The organism is Rhizobium sp. 05L429 (assembly GCF_056397645.1).
In genome coordinates this window covers 276,852-295,317 of record NZ_JBFTNV010000002.1, presented here as the reverse complement: position 1 = coordinate 295,317, position 18,466 = coordinate 276,852, and the positions used below count along the sequence as shown (strand labels likewise).

Below are 18,466 nucleotides of genomic sequence, written 5' to 3'. Positions count from 1 at the left end.
CGGTCGCTGGGAAAACTTGCTGCAGATCAATGTGGCGCGCTGCTTGGAAGTATTGAACCTATAGCCGAGTAACGCGTCGCCTATACCTGATAACGCATTCGTTATCTCTATTTGCTGCGTCCGTTTATCATTTCATTAACCATAATCTCCTTAGCTTGCGACATCTTCTTGACGCGCTAAGGACACATTCATGACGATCTCGCGCAGGGGCTTTCTGATCGCTCTGCCCCTTTTTGTTGCCGGCTGCTCTTCGACCACTCTGAACAGCCAGACGAACTATGCAGCCCTTCCGGATGAGAAATTTCCGCTGCGGCAGGTGCCGATCGACAAGATCAAGCCGGAGCTGCGCCGCACCGAAGTGGCCTATGAGGGCAGCTATGCGCCGGGTACTATTATCGTCGATACGCCGGCGCGCCGAGCCTATTACATCCTCGGTGACGGCAGGGCGATGCGGTATGGCGTCGGCGTCGGCCGCGAAGGGCTTGCCTTTGCCGGCAATGCCTATGTCGGCCGCAAGGCGGAATGGCCGAGCTGGACGCCGACCGAAAACATGCAGCGCCGCGAGGAGCGCTATCGCAAGCTCGCCGGCGGCATGCCGGGCGGTCCGAACAATCCGCTCGGCGCGCGTGCCATGTATCTCTATCGCGGCGGCGGCGATACGCATTTCCGCATCCACGGTACCAACCAGCCGCAATCGATCGGCCTTGCCATGTCGAGCGGCTGCATCCGCATGATGAACCACGATGTGATCGATCTCTACAGCCGCGTCGAAGTCGGCGCCAGGGTCGTGGTCATCCAGGCGACAGCCTGACCCCAAGCCGGAACTATCGCCACATAAAAGCCGCCGCAGCTGATCGCCGTCGGCGGCTTTTATTGTTGGAGAATGCTCAGCGGCGCTTGGCGGCAATGCCGGTCGAAAGCGCCACGCCGATGCCGGTGATGACGGCGGCGCTGATTTCGGCAAGTCCCATCTGCTCGCCGAGCAGCAGGCCACCGCCGAGTGTAGCAAGCACCGGGGTCAGTGCCGTGAAGGCGGCAGCCTGTGTCCCGCCGAGGGTACGAACGGCCGTGCCATAGGCGACCATGGCGACGAGGCCCGAGAGAATGCCCTGGCTCAGCACCTGCAACCCGATCTCCGGCAAAGGAACCTGCGGCAGTGAAACGCCGAAGACCAGCGCAAGGGCGGCCATGATCAGGAAGGACCAGATGGCGATCAATGCGCTCGCCTGGATGGCGGTCAGGCCCGAGCGGCGGAAGGCATGCGTATAGCTTGCCCAGAGAACGGCGCCTGATGGCAGCAGCACGAAGCTGGTCCAGGGCAGGGAAGCATCGGCAAGGCTGCGCGCAAGCAGGATCATCACACCTGCGACGATCGCCAGCAACCCGGCAATCCGCGTGGCATCCGGCCGTTCGCGAAACAGCAGAATGCCGATCAAGGCGGTGGCAAGCGGCATGGAACCGCCGAGCAGAATGCCCGACGAGGCCGCCGGTGTGGAGTGAATGGCAAGCGTGGTCACCAGGAAGAAGATCGCACCGCAGCCGGCAACCATGATCGCCAGCAGATGCAGCGGAAGACCCTTCGGTAAGAGCCCGGTCCGCAGCCAAACGGGCGAAAGCACGAGCGCCGGAATGCCGAAGCGGATAAGACCGATGTCGATCGACCCAAGCGGCGTTGCCGCACTATGGCGCGTCGCCAGAAACCATGTCGACCAAATCAGCACGGTGATCGTGCCGGCAGCATAACCCAGGGATTGCGAAGGCGATTTGTCGTTTGAAAATGCGATCGTGCTCATCGTCCTGATCCTTTCCTCCGTCCGGATCCTGTCCGGTTGAAGAGAAGATTAGCGCCAGACGCAGAGGCATGTCCTTGCTATCTATGGCTCAAAAATCATGCTATGCGCAATGATCTGCCAATTTGTGCCTTCAGAGTTCGCGAAAATGCCAAATCTCGATAAATTCGATATTGCCATCCTGAAATGCCTGCAGGAAGATGCGCGCGCCACCAATGTCGAGATCGCCGAGAAGGTGAACCTCTCGCCATCCCCTTGCCTGCGCCGTATCCGCAATCTCGAGAAAATCGGCGTCATCCGCCGCTACACGGCCGATATCGATCGCAAGGAGGTCGGCCTCGGCCTCACCGTCTTCGTCGAATTCAAGGTCGCCCACCACAGCCGGGAGAATTCCGAGGCGCAGCAGGCAGCCCTGCTCGCTATTCCCGAGATCGTTTCCTGCTTCCTGATCTCGGGCACCGCCGATTTCCTGGCGGAGGTCGTGGTCGAAGACCTCTCGGCCTACGAACGGCTGCTGACGGAGACGTTGCTGACCCTGCCGAATGTCACCGATATCCGCTCGAATTTTGCCATCCGCAGTATCAAGACGCATGGACCACTGAAGCTGCCCGAGCGCAATTGACGCAGCAGCGGAATAAGGTGAGTGCGATTGTAAACTTTACTTGAAAAATCCGCTTCATTTCTGTAGCCGGTGTCTCACTCGGTGTGAGGGCCGGTCGATCATTTCAGTATGAAGGATTTTGTCGTGAGCGTTTTTGATATTCCGCTGTCGCGCCGCCAGTTCGGCCTGTTGCTTTCGGCCTGTGCTACCGCTGCCGTACCGGGCCTTGCCCTTGCAGACGATAATAAGCGCACCATCAAACATGAGCTCGGCACGACCGAAATCTCCGGCAAGCCGTCGCGCGTCGTCGCTCTCGAATTCTCCTTCGTGCAGGCCCTGAATGCGGTCGATGTCCTGCCCGTCGGCATCACCGACGACAATCAGTCGAAGCGCATCGAGCAGCTTCTCGGCAAGAAGATCGACTACAGCTCGGTCGGGACCCGCCTGGAGCCCAATCTGGAACTCGTCGCAGCGCTGACGCCCGATCTCATCATCGCCGATGAACTCCGCCATTCGGCGATCTATGAACAATTGAGTGCCATTGCGCCGACCATCGTGCTGAACAGTTGGGAAGGCAGCTACGAGGTGATCAAGGCTTCTGTCGTGACCATCGCCGATGCGCTCGGTGAAAAGGAAAAGGGCCAACAGGCGCTTGCCACGCATGAGGCTATCATCGCCGGATTGGTCGCAAAGATCCCGGCAGGCGAAAAGCGTCGCTTCCTCCTCGCCGTCGCCAATCCGGATTCCATGAGCCTGCATAGCTCCTCCTCCTTCACCGGTTCCGTCTTCAAGGCCATGGGCCTGACGCCGGCCATCGATTCCAGCGATGCCGTGGAAAGCGGGGCAGGGATCGAGCGCCTTGTCGCCATCAATCCGGACGTATTTCTGGTTGCGACCGATACCGGCGCCACCGTGTTCGACCAGTGGAAGAGCAACGCCGCCTTCAACAACATTGCGGCGGTGAAGGCCGGCATGATCTTTCAGGTCGACCGCAACCAGTTTTCCCGTTTTCGCGGTTTGACGACGGCGGAGATGATCGCTCGCGAGATACTCGCCAAGGTCTATCAGGCCGGATAAGCGCCAATGACGACAAGGAGCGGCGCAATCATGCGGCATGGAACCGGCAGCCCTGTGCTGCTGGCGCTTTGCCTTTTGCTTGCGCTTGCCATTATCATCCTGGGCAGTATTTCCTTCGGCGTCTCCGAGCTGCCGGTTATCAGGGCCCTGCACCTGCTCTTTGCACCCGATGGCTCGCCCGACAGCGCGCTGGTCTGGGACGTCCGCCTGCCGCGGGCGATGCTCGCCATGCTGGTCGGCGCCAATCTCGCTGTTGCCGGGGTACTGATCCAGACGCTCACCCGCAATTCGCTGGCCTCACCCCAGACTTTCGGCATCAATGCCGGGGCTTCACTGGTCATCGTCATCAGCCTTATTGCAGTGCCGGGCCTAAGCGCCGGCGGTACGGTCTGGCCGGCCTTCATCGGCGCGGCCGCCGTCGGTTTTGCCATGTGGGCGCTTTCGGTGTCCGGCGGCATGAACGAAATGAAGCTGGCACTCGCAGGCATCTCCATCCAGCTCGTGCTTGCAGCTCTTATGCAGGCGATTCTCATCGCCAACAATGCCGGGCAGGATATCGTTTACTGGCTCGCCGGCTCCATCAACGGCGCGCAGTGGAGCAAGGTCTGGATCATCCTGCCCTTCACGCTCTTGGGTGGTGGTATCGCCCTGATTGGCGGCCGTCATTTCGGCGTTCTGGCGCTCGACGACGCCACAGGCGTCTCGCTCGGCCAGAATGCCAGGCGCGTCGGCGGTCTTGCGGCGGTGCTGATCGTCATTCTCGCCGGTTCCGCCGTCGCCGTCAGTGGCCCGATCGGTTTCATCGGTCTGCTGGTGCCACATATCGTGCGCCGTCTGGCGGGCGGCGATCAGCTGACGGTCATTGCGCTCAGCGCCATCACCGGTCCCCTGCTGCTGAATGCCGCCGATCTGCTGGGCCGCGTCGCCGCCTTTCCGGCGGAGACGCCTGTCGGCATCGTCACGGCGCTGATCGGCGCACCGGCCTTTCTCGTCATCCTCTGGCATCAGAGGGCGAAATGACGAGTGCCGCCTTGCCATCGAAGAGCCTGCGCGCAGCAAGCGTCTGCCTTGCCATCGCGGTCCTCATTCTCGTCGTTGCCGTTATCGGCATGACGATCGGCGCCGTCACGCTGTCGGTCGGTCAGGTGCTGGATGGTATCGCCGGCGGCAAGAGCGGATTCATCGTCATGCAGTACCGCGCCCCGCGCGTCATCGTTTCCATCCTCGCCGGCGCCTCGCTCGGCGTTGCCGGCGTCTTCCTTCAAGGCGCGCTGCGCAATCCGCTGGCCTCACCCGATGTCGTCGGCATCACCAAATGGGCAGGCTTCGGTGCCTTCCTTGCCGGCCTCTTTGCGCCGCCGGCCTGGGCCGTCTGGGCAATTCCGGCCGGCGTCGTCGCCGGTGCCGTTGCCGGTGCGCTGGTGCTGCTCGCCATCGGACGCGCATTCGGCGGCGGTATTGCGGCATTGGCGCTCGTCGGCGTGGCGCTCGGCATGCTGGCCCAGGCGCTGATGCAATATGTCATGGTGCTCTTCCCGACCCGCGCCGACCAGTCGATGGTCTGGCTCGCCGGCAGTGTCTACGGCTCGACGATGACCGATGTGATTGCGCTCTCGCTCTGGCTTGTCGCCTGCCTGCCCTTGGTGCTGATCGCTACTATCAGGCTCGATGCCGGCGGTTTCGGCGACGATACGCTGACGAGCCTCGGCATTTCGCCCGGCCTGTTGCGCGGCGGCCTTATTGTCGTCTCGGTGCTGCTCTGCGCCGGCAGCGTCGCCGCTGTCGGCTCAATGGGCTTCCTCGGCCTGTTGTCACCGCATGCCGCGCGCCTGCTCGTCGGCCCGCGCGCCCGTCATATGGTTCCGGCAAGCGCCCTGATCGGCGCTTTGACGCTATCGACTGCCGATCTGATCGGCCGGCTCGTGGCCCTGCCGAACGAGATCCCTGCCGGCATTGTCGCTGCCGTCATCGGCGGTCCCTATCTCATTTTCCTGCTGATCAAGGAGGCCGGCCGTCATGACTGATGCCGTCCATTCACGCCTCTCCGCCGAGGATCTGACGCTCGGTTACGCCGCGATCAAAGTCCTCGACCATGTCGATGTCGTGATCCCCGACGGCAAGATCACGGCGCTTATCGGCGCCAACGGCTCCGGTAAATCGACGCTGCTACGCGCCCTTGGCCGCATCATCCAGCCGCTCGGCGGCACGGTGACGCTGGACGGCAAAGCGATTGCGGAAATGCCCGGCAGGGTGATTGCCCAGACGCTGGCGCTGCTGCCGCAAAGCCCGGTTTCGCCTGATGGCCTCACCGTGCGCCAGCTCTGCCGCTTCGGCCGCCACCCGCACAAGGGCATGCTGTCACGCACGACGCGCCATGACGAGCAGATCGTCGAAGCGTCGCTTGCCGCAACTGGCCTGACCGATCTCGCCGAGCGCCCGCTCGACCGCCTCTCCGGCGGCCAGCGGCAGCGCGCCTGGATCGCCATGGCGCTGGCGCAGGAAACGCCGATCCTGCTGCTGGACGAGCCGACGACCTATCTCGACATCGCCCATCAGCTGGAAGTTCTGGAACTGTTGAAGGAACTGAACGGGAAAAGTGGACGCACCGTCGTCATGGTCGTCCACGATCTCAACCACGCCGCCCAATATGCCGACCACATCATCGCGGTCGCTGATGGCGGCATTCACGCGTCAGGCAGTCCTGTCGATATTCTGAAGCCGGAGCTCATTCGCGCCGTCTTTGGGATCGACGCGGTCGTGATATCCCATCCCGTTGATGGCACACCGCTCTGCCTGCCCTTCGTCGAACGTTAGAGCCATCCCAGCAAAAACGTGCAACGGGTCTGCGTTGAACCGACGGGATGGAGCTGTTCTTGTACAGAACGAACCAGATCACTGGTAAGGTGCATAGGATGCAGGGCTTGCATAGGTTTTTTTATAGGTCGCGTGGGAATTGTCAGACGGTGATATGACAGGCATTGAATCTGACAATTCCTATAGAGCGACGAAAACTGCCCCTGCATCTCCTGCATCCTATGCAGGCACTGAAGGACTCGCCCGGAATTGCATCATAACAAAGCGTTGGGTGGAGATGATTTCAGGCCGAGCGGCCTGAAATCTGAAGCAGGATCTAGAGCAGCGTCCCGCTGAGGATCAGCAGAGCCACCGAGAAATAGATGACGAGCCCGGTGACGTCGACCAGCGTGGCGACAAACGGAGCCGATGCCGTTGCCGGATCGAGCCGCAGCTTCTGCAAGATGAACGGCAGCATCGAACCCGAGATGGAGCCGAAGGTGACGATACCGACCAATGCGGCAAAGACCGTCAGGCCGACGAGCTGCCAGTGCGGGCCGTAATCATAGAGCCCGGCCGTCTGCCAGAAGATGACGCGCAGCATGCCGACAAGTCCGAGAATGGCGCCGAGCGTGATGCCCGTCGGCAGTTCGCGCAGCAGCACCCGCCACCAGTCGGTCAGCTTCAGCTCGCCGACAGCAAGCGCCCGGATGATGAGCGAGGTTGCCTGCGAACCGGAATTGCCGCCGGAGCTCATGATCAGTGGAATGAAGAGCGTCAGCACGACAGCCTTCTCCAGCTCGCCTTCGAAATGCTGCATGGCGCTTGCCGTCAGCATTTCGCCGAGGAAGAGGGCGCAGAGCCAGCCGGCCCGCTTGCGGATCATGCCGCCGAAGCTGATCTTCATATAGGGCTTGCCGAGTGCTTCCATACCGCCGAACTTCTGGGCAGCTTCGGTCGTATCTGAGATCATCGTGTCGATCACATCGTCGACCGTGACGATGCCGAGCACCATGCCGTGATCGTCGATGACGGGCAGCGCCAGCAGGTCGTGCTTGCGGATCAGCCGTGCGACGTCTTCCTGCTTCATCAGCGCATCGGCCGAAACCGGCGTCCCCTTCTGCGCGACAGAAAGGATCGAAGCGTCGGCCTCGCCGGTAATGAGGCGGCGCAACGTCACGACATGCAGCAGCGCGCCGGAATTATGGTCCAGCACATAGATGGCATAGACGGTTTCCCGCGAGCGTTCGACCTGACGCACATGGTCGAGCGTCTGGGCGATCGTCCAGTCGTCGGGTACGCTGACGAATTCCGTCGTCATGATGCTGCCGGCCGTGCGCGGCGGATAGCCCATCAGATGCTGGATGGCGATGCGGACAGGTTCTTCCAGGCTGGAGAACAGGCGCACGCGGTCGTCGATACCAAGCTCCAGCAGGACGTCGGCGACGCGGTCGTTCGACATGCCATGCAGGAGGCGGGCCGAATCCGTGCCGTCCATCAGCGCCAGAATGGCCGGCGCGTTGCGCAGCTCCGGACGGTCGAGAATGTTGACGGCATATTCCTGCGGCATCCGCGAAAGGATGCGGCCGGCTTCAGCCGGGGCAAGCCCGTTCAGCGATTCCACGCGCTCGGCAATGGACGCAACACGGCTGTTGTTCATGAAGGCACGGGCGGCATAGCCGGCCCGCAGGGGGAAGCGATTGATATTCATTGGCTCGCCTTTCCGTCGATCCGCCGTAGCGTCCGATCGGGCGAGCCCGGAGCGTCCAGGTCAGCGCACGAAGGCCGCGTACGGCAAAGGCAATCGACTGCTACTGTCGCTTGGCATCTGAATGATGGCTCCGTTGATATCCGTGCAAAACGTGTGTCATGCACGTGTCGCACTAGGTGGTCTCGAATGCGGAAAAAGTCAAGTTGCTTAGATGCTTAACGCCACAATGCCGCACCCTCGGCGCGGCATTGTAAGTCAGTATCGTTTACGTATTATTTCAAACGATTGAAAAAGCTGGTTTCCGAAGTCCGGAAATTCAGAATCCGGCGAGAACCACCTTGCCCTTCATCGTGCCGCTTTCGACCATGGCGTGCGCCTTTTTCATGTTTGCGGCATTGATCGTTCCGACGGTTTCCGACAGCGTCGTGCGGATCTTGCCCGCATCGACGAGCTCGGAAATCCTGTTCAGGATCCTGTGCTGCTCGATCATGTCAGGCGTGCCGAAGAGTGGGCGGGTGAACATCAGCTCCCAGTGAACGGAAGCCGCCTTGCGCTTGAAGGGAACGATATCGAAGGTCTTGGGATCGTCGATAAGTGCGAAGCGTCCCTGCGGCGCGAGCGCCTCGACGATATCGGCGACATGCTTGTCCGTATTCGTCGTCGAGAAGATGAAGCCCGGCGCGCCGATGCCGAGGGCTGCGACCTGAGGGGCGAGCGGCTTGGAGTGGTCGATGACATGGTGCGCGCCATGAGCCTTCACCCATTCCTGGGTTTCTGGGCGGGAAGCGGTGGCGATGACGGTCAGGTCGGTGAGCGTGCGGGCAATCTGCACGGCGATCGAGCCGACACCGCCGGCACCGCCAATAATGAGCACGGCAGGGGCGGCACCCGGCACCGGATCGGTCACACGCAGCCGGTCGAACAGTGCCTCATAGGCCGTGATCGAGGTCAGCGGCAGCGCGGCCGCTGCGGCGAAATCCAGGCTCTTCGGCTTCCTGCCGACGATGCGCTCGTCGACGAGCTGGAATTCGGCATTCGAGCCAGGGCGGTTGATGACGCCGGAATAGAAGACTTCGTCGCCCGGCTTGAAGAGCGTGACATCGGAACCGACAGCCTTGACGATGCCGGCGGCATCAAAGCCAAGCACTTTCAGCTCATCGGCGGGTGGCGCCATGTTGGCGCGGACCTTCACGTCGACAGGGTTGACGGAGACGGCCCTGATCTCGACGAGCAGATCGTGGCCCTTCGCCTCGGGTGTGGGCAGTTCGACATCGATCAGCGAGGTTTCGGCGGCGATTGGCTGTGGGGTCTTGTAAGCGACGGCGCGCATCTTGGTAACTCCTGTGTTCATTGTACGAGAGCTAGATGCGACCTATGTTCCGGCAACGCAAGAATGCACAAATTCTGTACGTAGTACCAAAAAGGATACTGTAAATGTCACGCCCGCGCGCCAAGCTGATCGAGAATTTCCCCGGTTGCCCGGTGGAGGCGACGCTGACTTATCTCGACGGAAAGTGGAAGGGCGTGATCCTTTTTCACTTGATGGACAAGACGTTGCGCTTCAACGAGCTCAGGCGCCACCTGCCTGCCATCACCCAGCGCATGCTGACCAAGCAGCTGCGCGAGCTGGAGCACTCCGGCCTGGTCTCACGAACAGTTTACCCGGTCGTGCCGCCGCGCGTCGAATATGCGCTGACGCCGCTCGGCTCCACGCTGAAGCCGGTCATCCGGGCGCTCGCCGCCTGGGGGGATGAATTCGTGTTCTGCAGCCCGGAGGGCCGCGAGCTGCGTATCACGAAGGCGTTAAGCGCTCCGGGTGCGGCGCTCCAGGCGTAGCGACGCGGCAAAGACGAAGAGGCCGAGGAAGGACAGGACGGCGCCGACATAGCCGGTCGCCGCATAGCCGTAACCCCAGGCAATGACGAGGCCGCCGAGCCATGCGCCGAGCGCGTTGGCGATGTTGAAGGCCGAGTGGTTGGAGGCGGCCGCCAGCGTCTGCGCATCGGCCGCAACATCCATCAGGCGCGTCTGCAGCGCCGGGCCTGCCGCAAAGCCGCAGCCGACGAGGAAGACGCAGAGCCCGAGCATATAGGGGTTCGACGCGGTCAGCGAGAACATCGTCAGCACGACGATATTGTAGACGAGCGACCCGCCGATCGTGCCGAGCAGCGACTTGTCGGCAAGCCACGAGCCGATGAAGTTGCCGGCATTCATGCCGACGCCGAAGAGCACCAGCATGAGCGCAACGGCCGTTTCCGGCAGCATCGCCACCTGCGTCGTCGTCGAGGCGATATAGCTGAACATGGCGAACATGCCGCCGTAACCGACAGCGGCGATGGCAAGCGTCAGCAGCACCTGGGGACGGCGGAAGGCGCTGAGTTCGCGCAGCGCGCTTGCCCCTTCCGAAACCTTGTCATGCGGCACGTAGAACCAGATGAGCGCGACTGTTACAAGCCCGATGATGCCGACGGTCAGGAAGGCGACCTGCCAGTCGAGCGCCTGGCCGAAGAAGGTGGTCAGCGGTGTGCCGAGCAGGGTCGCGACCGTCAGGCCGAGCATGACGCGGCCGACGGCCCGTGCGCGGCGATGCACCGGCACCATGGAGGCGGCGACGAGGGCGGCAACACCGAAATAGGCGCCATGCGGCAGGCCGGTGATGAACCGCAGAACCGCGAAGCTCTCGAAGGTCGGAGCGACTGCGCTCAGGATGTTGCCGACTGCAAAGAGCAACATCAGGCAAAGCAGCAGCGTGCGCCGCGCCATCTTGGCGGCAAGCACGGCGATGACGGGTGCGCCGATGACGACGCCAAGGGCATAGGCACTGATGACATAACCTGCCTGCGGCGTCGTGACCGAGAAAGTGTCCGCCACATTGGGCAGCAGGCCCATGATCGCGAATTCGCCCGTACCGATGCCGAAGCCGCCGGCGGCGAGCGCCAGCTGTACCAGTGCGACAGTCGTGGCCGAGGGAAGCGCTGCCTCCAGTTCGGAATCGATGGAATCGTTGACGGCAACCTGGCTCACGGGTGGTCCTTCGGAGGATCTAAGCTTGGCAACGGCTGCTGGCTTTGAGCGCAGAACCGGTCATCTAGAATTGGTGGGCAGAAATGGCGGGAGGCGGAGATGTGATCTCCAGTATCCCATCTATTGAACGCGAAGCTGACAGCGTCGAGTGCTTTTTTTGCAGTGCAGCGTAGCGCTATCTGCATACGTCCATTGCAATATTTGCGTTTCGGCGATGTTGCCGGGCAAATCATCCGGCTTGAAATCGCATATGCTTCAACCATCTTGAGGTCAGGAACAGCGGGATAGGGAACAGGCACCTCATGAAGCTCGTCGGTTTATTCAATCGCGACGGCGGTACCTTCAGAACGACAGACATGCAGGCATATGAAAGGCGCGCGGAAGAAGTCTTCCGCGAAGCCGGCCATGATTTCGATGCCATCGTCTTCTCCGGCAACGAGATCGTTCCCGCCATGGAACGGGCAGCGCGGCGTGACGACATCGACGGCATAGTCGCCGGCGGCGGTGACGGCACCATTTCGGCAGCAGCGTCGATCGCCTGGAAGAACGGCGTAGCGCTCGGGGTCGTGCCGGCCGGTACCATGAACCTCTTTGCCCGCTCGCTGAAAGTGCCGCTCGATATCTGGCAAGCACTCGATGTGCTGGCTTTCGGCGAACTCGACAATGTCGATATCGCCAGCGCCAACGGCAGGCCCTTCATCCACCAGTTCTCCGCCGGCCTGCATGCGCGCATGGTGCGCTACCGCAATTCCTACAGCTATCGCTCCCGCTTCGGAAAGATGCGCGCCAGCACTCGCGCCGCCTTCGGCGTCGTCTTCAACCCGCCGGAATTCGAGGTCGCCTTCGAGGCGGCCGGCATGAAAGAAACCCGCCGCGTCTCGGCGATATCGGTATCAAACAACCCCTTCGGCGAAAACGCGTTGCTCTATGCCGATAATCTGCGCAGCGGCGAACTTGGCTTCTACACCGCAAAACCGCTGAAACCGCTCGGTGTCGCGCGATTGGCTATCGACATGCTGCGCGGCAAATTCCGCGAAAACGATGCGGTCATGGTCCTGCATCCGGCCGAGGTGCATCTGCACTTCCCGAAGCTGCGCGCCAAGGCGAACTGTGTGATGGATGGCGAGCTTCTGCCGCTGCAGCGCGACGTCACGATCAAGCTTCATCCCGGCGAGTTGAAGGTGCTGGTCAAACAGGGGCTCGCCGCACAGGAAGGCGAGGGGGAGCGGCGCGAGCCGGCCGCTTGACGCTCAGAGCGAAGCGGAGCGCCTGGCTCTAAAAGGAATTAGAGCGTTTTCGACGATATCCCGGTCCGCTTCGTCCCCGAATACACAGGTGCGGTTGCGTCCCTGCTTCTTGGCGCAGTAAAGCGCCTCATCGGCCGATGCGATAAGCTGTCGCCAGCCTTCGGTACCGCAGGCGCCGGAGGCGACGCCGATGCTGACGGTGACGGAGAGATCGACGCCGGTTTCCGCATCGCGGATGACATGCGCCTGAATGCGGCTGCTCAGTTCCTCCGCAAAAGCTGCGGTGGCCTCAAGATCGGCATTCGAAACGAGAACGGCGAATTCCTCGCCGCCATAGCGCGCGACAATATCCGTCGGCCGCATGGCGCTCTGCAGCAGTGACGCGATTTCGATGAGCACAGCGTCGCCGGTGAGGTGACCATAGGTATCGTTGACCGTCTTGAAGTGATCGATATCGATCAGCATCAGGCAGACATCTTCCTCACGCTCCGAAGGGGCATTGCCGAAGCCTTCCAGCGCCCGGCGGTTCCATACGCCGGTCAGGCCGTCTTTCTCGGCCTGCATCCTCAGGCGGGCCTCATATTCGGCCCGCTCGTCAAGCTTGCCGCGAAGCAGTTCCAGCGCTTCGAACAGGCTGCGCATCTCCGGTGCCTTGGAGACCCCAAGGTTTGTCATGGCGTTGCCCTCGGCAAGCGCGATGATCTGCCGGCGCGCCGTCAGCAGCGGATCGAGCATGTGAAGGCGGATGGAGCGGAAGAGGGCGAGCAGCACCGCCAGTGCAGAAGCCGTGATGACGGCAATGGCGGCCAGACGGTAGGAGGCTGCGTCATGCTGGGCCCTGTAGCGTTTCACGACATCATCGAGGAAGACCGTGCGCAGCCGCGCTAGTGGCTGCAGCGTCGGAACATAGTTGCGCGTCAGATCGACGGCGGAGATCGAATAATCGCCGGAAATCTTGCCTTGTTCTATGAGGATCTTCACGAGGTCGAGGCCGGATCCGAAAAAGATCGTATCGACATCCTTCATGAGCTTGGCAGACAGCGCATCATGATCGCTGACGATCTTCTGGCCCTGCATCAGCGTGCGCAATTCCAGAAGCCGCCCGATAGTGCGGTTTGCATCGGTGATATGGCTGTCGCGCAGCGGCTGGCGTGTGGCGATCGGCCCCATGATCTGTGAGGCGGCCCGCCCGCCATATTCGCGCATGTCACTGATCATGCGTCCGGTGAGGAACGGCGCGGTCAGTTCCGGCCGGCGGCTCGTGAGGGCCGCCACGTGCCAGTCGACGACATGCTGGAAGGTTTCGATCACCTCGATCATTTCGCCGATCGCGGCCTGGACATCCTGCGGCCGGCGCTCGGCAAGGGGCGTTGCGGCAACCCGGTCCACGGCCTCACGGGCTTTGCGAAGCTGGTCCCTGGTATCGTCGATAGCCTTCTGCAGATCGGGCAGGGCGGAAGAGACATCGACGGCAAGCGGCTCGTCGAGAGCCTCGAGCGCCAGATCGCTGATGCGCCGGAAGACCCTCAGCCGCTCCGTCGCTGGGGCGCTGCTATCCGGCTCGATCGCCATGATGTCATTGGCCGGGCCGCGCTCCGCGGACATGTGGGTGGCGACCTCCAGAACCTGTTGGAAGCGTTCCACGGCAAGCAGATTGTCATGAGTCGAACGGTAGCTCTCATAGGTCGGAATGAGGGCGCTAGCTGTCAGAACGAGGGTGAGAAAGGCGACGATGACGGTCGCAAACAGCAGCTTTCCCTCAAGAGTGATGCGGTTCATCAAACCGATCCCTTTCCCTGTACGATTATCCATGCCGGCTCCGCTGCCGGTCACTGCACATGCCGGTATCAGGCATATATTACTGATGCCGAGTATATATCGGCGAGAATGCCAACAGGGTTAAGAAAAGCGTCTAGATGACTGTTATATGAAGGGTTATATTAACTTACAGGCGCGCAAGATATGTGCGGTAATCGAAATCCGATACCGTGCGCAGATGCGCGATCGCTTCCTTGTACTTTGTGTCGCCATAAAGCTTGCGATACCGCTCGCCGAAGACATCGGCGATGAAAGCCGAGTGCCGGAATGTCTCCACCGCCGTCAGGAAATCATGCGTGAGCCGCTTCGCGCCCGGCGGGGTGTAGGCGGGCGTCGTTTCCTCACCGGGATTGAGATCACCATCAAGGCCAAGCAGCATGCCGCCAAGGATAGCCGCCAGCAGCAGATAGGGGTTGGCATCAGCGCCCGCCACGCGATGCTCGATGCGCGCCGCCGGCCCGTTGCTGTCAGGGATACGGATGGCCGTGCCGCGATGTCCTGTGCCCCAGGTGAGGTCGGTCGGCGCGAAGGATCCTGGCTGGAAACGGCGATAGGAATTGGCGAAGGGTGCAAAGACGAGCTGCGCCTCATGCATGGTCTGCAGCATGCCTGCCGTCACTGATTTCAAAAGCTTGGGCTCGCCGCCCTTGGCATCGAGAATATTGTTGCCATCCCTGTCGATGATGCTCGCATGAACATGCAGACCGGAACCGGCATGTTCCGAATAGGGCTTGGCCATGCAGGTCGATTTCAGCCCGTGCTTGCGCGCTGCCTGCTCGGCGATGCGCTTCAGGTAGAGGCAGTCGTCGGCCGCAGCCAGCGCATCGGGCCGGTGCAACAGGTTCACCTCGAACTGGCCGGGGCCGAATTCCGCCGTCGTCGCCTCCGCCGGCAGGTCCATCGCTTTTGCATAGGCGCGCAACGTCTGCAGATAGGCGTCGAGCGCGTCGACGGCGCTCATGTCGTAGAGCTGAAAGCCGTTTGGCTCGCCGCGGTAGGTGAGGCTAACAGGCGGGGAGGGAATGCCCGTCTCGCGCCAGTTCTCCTCGACCACATAAAATTCCAGCTCGGTTGCCACGACGGGCGTCAGCCCGCGCTCGGCATAGCGTTCGAGCACAGAGGCGAGAATGCCGCGCGGGTCCATGAAGCTGCGGCTGCCGTCGAACTCGTGCATCGTGGCGAGCACCTGCATCGATCCCTCCGGCGCCCAGGGCATCGGCGTCAGGCTGCGGCGATCGGGGATGACATTGCCGTCGGGATCGCCGATCGTCAGCGACAGGCCGGTAATGTCGTCATTGTCGTCACCCCAGATGTCGAGCGACTGCGTCGAGGTCGGCAGGCGGATATCGCCGGCCCAGACTTTCTTTTCGGCCGAAAGCGGAAGCTGCTTGCCGCGCAGATCGCCATTCATGCCAACGATCAGGATCTCGAAACGCGGATCGCCTTCTCCAGCCTCTTTGCCGTTGCTCGCCATGACCTTGAAAATCCTCTCGCAGAAGGCCAAGGTCGTAAACCATCACAGAAAGCCTTTCAATCCGAAGGTCTAATCATGTCCGATACTTACCCGCTTTCGAACCTTGCCGCGATCGATGCCGCCCATCACCTGCATCCCTTCTCCGACATGAAGAAGCTGAATGCCGAGGGAACGCGCATCATCCAGCGCGGCGAGGGCGTGCATATCTTCGATAACAACGGCAAAAAGTATCTCGATGGTTTCGCCGGTCTCTGGTGCGTCAATATCGGCTACGGCCGCAAGGAAATCGCCGATGCCGTCGCAAGGCAGATGAACGAGCTTCCCTACTACAACACCTTCTTCGGCACGACCTCGCCGCCGGCGACCCTGCTGGCCCAGAAGGTGACGTCCAAGGCCGGACCGCGCTTCAACCATATCTTCTTCACAGGCTCCGGCTCGGAGGCGAACGACACCTGGTTCCGCATGGCCCGCGTCTATTGGGCGGCGGTCGGCCAGCCCCAGAAGAAGACAGTCATTGCGCGGCGCAACGGCTATCACGGCTCGACGGTCGCCGGCGCCAGCCTCGGCGGCATGAAATACATGCACGAGCAGGGCGACCTGCCGATCCCCGGCATCGTCCATATCGGCCAGCCCTATTGGTATGGCGAAGGCGGCGATCTCTCGCCCGCCGAATTCGGCCTGAAGGTTGCCCGCGAACTGGAAGCCAAGATTGATGAACTGGGTGAGGAGAATGTCGCAGCCTTCGTCGCCGAACCGATCCAGGGCGCAGCCGGCGTCATCATTCCGCCGGAGACCTACTGGCCGGAGATCGACCGCATCTGCAAGGCGCGCAACATCCTGCTCGTCACCGATGAAGTCATCTGCGGCTTCGGCCGCCTCGGCGAATGGTTCGGCCATCAATATTTCGGCGTCGAGCCGGACTTTGCCCCAATCGCAAAGGGCTTGTCGTCAGGCTATCTGCCGATCGGCGGCGTGCTCGTCAGCGATCGCATTGCCGATGTGCTGATCAACGAGGTCGGCGATTTCAACCATGGCTTCACCTATTCCGGCCACCCGGTCTGCGCTGCCGCCGCCCTCGAAAACCTGCGCATCATCGAGGAGGAAAAGCTGGTCGAGCGCGTGCGCGATGACATCGGCCCCTATTTCGCCAAGAAATGGGGCGCCCTTGCCGAGCACGATTTCGTCGGCGAGGCTGAAAGCGTCGGCCTCATGGGCGGCCTGCAGCTTGCCGCCGACAAGAAGACCCGCACCCGCTTCGAAAAACCCGATCCGATCGGCGCGCTTGTGCGCAACCATGCTCTGGCAAACGGCCTCGTGCTGCGCGCCACCGGCGACCGCATGCTGGCCTCGCCGCCGCTCGTTATCAGCCACGAGGAGGTCGACGAGATGGCGCGCATCGCCAAGATTGCGTTGGATGCTGCTTGGAAGGAGCTGCGCTCTTAGGGATAGGCGATCGCGTAGGCGAATTGATAGGTGTCACCCGGCTGGCCGTAGATATAGGGCAGGGCAACGATATGCGTCTCCGGCTGCTTCAAGCCGGTTTGCGCCAGTACATCTCCAAAATATTCATTCGGCCAGGCCGGGGGCGTTTTGCCCTTGTCATCACGCCAGACGAAGACGATGGGATGTTTTGCGTCCAGCTGGAACTTCGGCTTGAAGTCCGGATAGAAATAGGACTGTACCGGGGTGCCGGGCATCAGCAGCCGCATATTGCCGTCGAGATGCGGGTCGTAACCGACGATCAGCCCCGGCTCGCCGCCGATATCCTTGCGGATCGTCTCGGCGAAGCTGCCGTAGGGGATGTTCAGCCGCTGATATTTGCCGAAGAGCGGGCCGTAATAGGCGCGCATGGCGAGCACGGCCAGCACGACGCCCATGATCACGCCGCTCACCGCCAGCGATGCGCGCAAGGGCGCTCCCGCATCGACCTCGGCGCTGTCGGCCTTCATGCAGATATAGAGCGGCAGGATGAGGAAGAGTGGCGTCAGCCATCGGTCGGCGACGTTGTCGACGCCGGCAAGCAGGATCATCAGCGCAATGGCGCCGATCTCGATCAGCAGGATGCGCCCGGCAATTCTCGACCAGCGGCTGGAAGCGCGCGACATTGCCGGCAGCGATTTGGCAAAGAGCGCCAGAAAGATGACGACGGAGACGCCGGCAATGCCGACCATCGCGGAGATGAAGCGGAGAAAGCCGGTCGATATCTGCGAGAGATAGCCTTTCTCCTCACCGGTCATCTTGTGCAGCGTGCGATCGATGGCGAGGTCGAGATGCTGCAGGAACCAGATTGCATGCGGCGTGACGATAGCGATCGAAATCACGATGGTCAGTATCAGTCGCCGATCGAACAGGCGCTTGCGGAAATCGGTATCGATCAGCGCAGCGACGAATGCCGCGGCTGGAAGAAGCGCGAAATTATACTTCGATATGATGCCGATGCCGGTCGCAACGCCGACGATCGCATAGGAAATGGCCGACGGCGTCTTCAGCGTGCGGAAAAAGCCGTAGAGGAATAGCGATCCGGCAAAGATCGTCGCCACCGAATGCGTCAGGTCCCGCTGCGCCTCGAAGACGATCTGCGGCACGGTGAGCAGGCCAAGCGTCGCGACCACCACCAGGCTGCTGTTCTTCAATGTCAGCCGCGCCGTCAGCCAGTAGAAGACATAGGACAGGAACAGCATGGTGCATTTGAGGAGCGACAGCGAAAACAGCGACGCGCCAAGCAGCGATGTCACCCCGTACTGCACCCAGTTGTAGAAGGGAGGTTGCGAATTATAGCCGAAGGCGAACCACTGCGAGAGCAGCATCTGCTCCGCCTCGTCCAGCTCCAGCGCATTCGGAATGCTGAGCCGCACGATCAGGTGGAGCAGAAAATAGGTTCCAAGCACCGCCAGGATGAGATTGGGCCGGCGGCTGAAAAGGCTCTGCACC

16 protein-coding genes are annotated in these 18,466 nt (G+C 61.7%); 9 read left to right on the top strand and 7 right to left on the bottom strand.

Translation table 11 applies throughout. From position 1 onward, the window contains the following. The first annotated feature begins 190 nt into the window (after positions 1-190). Complete coding sequence (locus AC1DNW_RS03185) at positions 191-811, top strand: L,D-transpeptidase (protein ID WP_113311484.1); 621 nt, start codon at positions 191-193, stop codon at positions 809-811. 76 nt (positions 812-887) lie between these two features. Here the strand turns inward: AC1DNW_RS03185 and AC1DNW_RS03180 are convergent, their stop codons facing one another. Beyond that, the gene (locus AC1DNW_RS03180; protein WP_113300927.1) at positions 888-1,793 is read right to left on the bottom strand and encodes a DMT family transporter; all 906 of its coding nucleotides are present in this window, start codon (positions 1,791-1,793) and stop codon (positions 888-890) included. Between the two features lie 97 nt (positions 1,794-1,890). Here AC1DNW_RS03180 and AC1DNW_RS03175 point away from each other — a divergent pair, with 97 nt between their 5' ends. The 5 genes from AC1DNW_RS03175 (at position 1,891) to AC1DNW_RS03155 (ending at position 6,282) form a co-directional block, all read left to right on the top strand. Beyond that, positions 1,891-2,412: an Lrp/AsnC family transcriptional regulator gene (locus tag AC1DNW_RS03175; protein ID WP_477851855.1), complete on the top strand. Its 522-nt coding sequence runs from the start codon at positions 1,891-1,893 to the stop codon at positions 2,410-2,412. A 123-nt stretch (positions 2,413-2,535) separates the two neighbouring features. Then, entirely contained in the window at positions 2,536-3,468 is a 933-nt protein-coding gene (locus tag AC1DNW_RS03170; protein WP_113311507.1) for an ABC transporter substrate-binding protein, read from the top strand. 6 nt (positions 3,469-3,474) lie between these two features. Next, positions 3,475-4,488 (top strand): iron ABC transporter permease, encoded by a 1,014-nt coding sequence (locus AC1DNW_RS03165; protein WP_113311483.1) that lies wholly within the window; start codon positions 3,475-3,477, stop codon positions 4,486-4,488. After that, positions 4,485-5,492 (top strand): iron ABC transporter permease, encoded by a 1,008-nt coding sequence (locus AC1DNW_RS03160; RefSeq protein WP_113311482.1) that lies wholly within the window; start codon positions 4,485-4,487, stop codon positions 5,490-5,492. Before AC1DNW_RS03165 ends, AC1DNW_RS03160 begins: the two co-directional genes overlap by 4 nt. Continuing rightward, positions 5,485-6,282, top strand: coding sequence for an ABC transporter ATP-binding protein (locus AC1DNW_RS03155; protein ID WP_113311481.1), 798 nt, complete (start codon positions 5,485-5,487; stop codon positions 6,280-6,282). Before AC1DNW_RS03160 ends, AC1DNW_RS03155 begins: the two co-directional genes overlap by 8 nt. A gap of 316 nt (positions 6,283-6,598) precedes the next feature. On the opposite strand, the gene mgtE is transcribed toward AC1DNW_RS03155, so the two are convergent. Next, positions 6,599-7,972 (bottom strand): magnesium transporter, encoded by a 1,374-nt coding sequence (gene mgtE, locus AC1DNW_RS03150; RefSeq protein ID WP_113311480.1) that lies wholly within the window; start codon positions 7,970-7,972, stop codon positions 6,599-6,601. Between the two features lie 316 nt (positions 7,973-8,288). Further along, complete coding sequence (locus AC1DNW_RS03145; RefSeq protein WP_113509035.1) at positions 8,289-9,302, bottom strand: zinc-binding alcohol dehydrogenase family protein; 1,014 nt, start codon at positions 9,300-9,302, stop codon at positions 8,289-8,291. A gap of 104 nt (positions 9,303-9,406) precedes the next feature. Between AC1DNW_RS03145 and AC1DNW_RS03140 the strand changes: the two genes are divergently transcribed. Then, positions 9,407-9,808, top strand: a complete 402-nt coding sequence (locus tag AC1DNW_RS03140; protein WP_113311479.1) for a winged helix-turn-helix transcriptional regulator — start codon at positions 9,407-9,409, stop codon at positions 9,806-9,808. On the opposite strand, the gene AC1DNW_RS03135 is transcribed toward AC1DNW_RS03140, so the two are convergent. Next, positions 9,776-10,996: an MFS transporter gene (locus AC1DNW_RS03135; protein ID WP_113311478.1), complete on the bottom strand. Its 1,221-nt coding sequence runs from the start codon at positions 10,994-10,996 to the stop codon at positions 9,776-9,778. The genes AC1DNW_RS03140 and AC1DNW_RS03135 overlap by 33 nt on opposite strands. Before the next feature lie 302 nt (positions 10,997-11,298). Between AC1DNW_RS03135 and AC1DNW_RS03130 the strand changes: the two genes are divergently transcribed. Then, on the top strand, positions 11,299-12,243 hold the full coding sequence (locus AC1DNW_RS03130; protein ID WP_113300936.1) for a diacylglycerol/lipid kinase family protein: 945 nt from the start codon (positions 11,299-11,301) through the stop codon (positions 12,241-12,243). Positions 12,244-12,246: 3 nt separating this feature from the next. Here AC1DNW_RS03130 and AC1DNW_RS03125 read toward each other — a convergent pair whose 3' ends face one another. Continuing rightward, positions 12,247-14,022 carry a GGDEF domain-containing protein gene (locus AC1DNW_RS03125; RefSeq protein WP_162748625.1) on the bottom strand — a complete coding sequence of 592 codons (1,776 nt, stop codon included), beginning with the start codon at positions 14,020-14,022 and terminating at the stop codon, positions 12,247-12,249. A gap of 166 nt (positions 14,023-14,188) precedes the next feature. After that, the gene (locus AC1DNW_RS03120; RefSeq protein WP_477851851.1) at positions 14,189-15,565 is read right to left on the bottom strand and encodes a glutamine synthetase family protein; all 1,377 of its coding nucleotides are present in this window, start codon (positions 15,563-15,565) and stop codon (positions 14,189-14,191) included. 45 nt (positions 15,566-15,610) lie between these two features. Here AC1DNW_RS03120 and AC1DNW_RS03115 point away from each other — a divergent pair, with 45 nt between their 5' ends. After that, positions 15,611-16,978 (top strand): aspartate aminotransferase family protein, encoded by a 1,368-nt coding sequence (locus AC1DNW_RS03115; protein WP_113311476.1) that lies wholly within the window; start codon positions 15,611-15,613, stop codon positions 16,976-16,978. Here AC1DNW_RS03115 and AC1DNW_RS03110 read toward each other — a convergent pair. Next, a complete protein-coding gene (locus tag AC1DNW_RS03110; RefSeq protein WP_162748624.1) occupies positions 16,975-18,465 on the bottom strand; it encodes a glycosyltransferase family 39 protein in 1,491 nt (496 codons plus the stop codon). The two genes, AC1DNW_RS03115 and AC1DNW_RS03110, sit on opposite strands and share 4 nt — an antisense overlap. Position 18,466 lies beyond the last annotated feature (1 nt).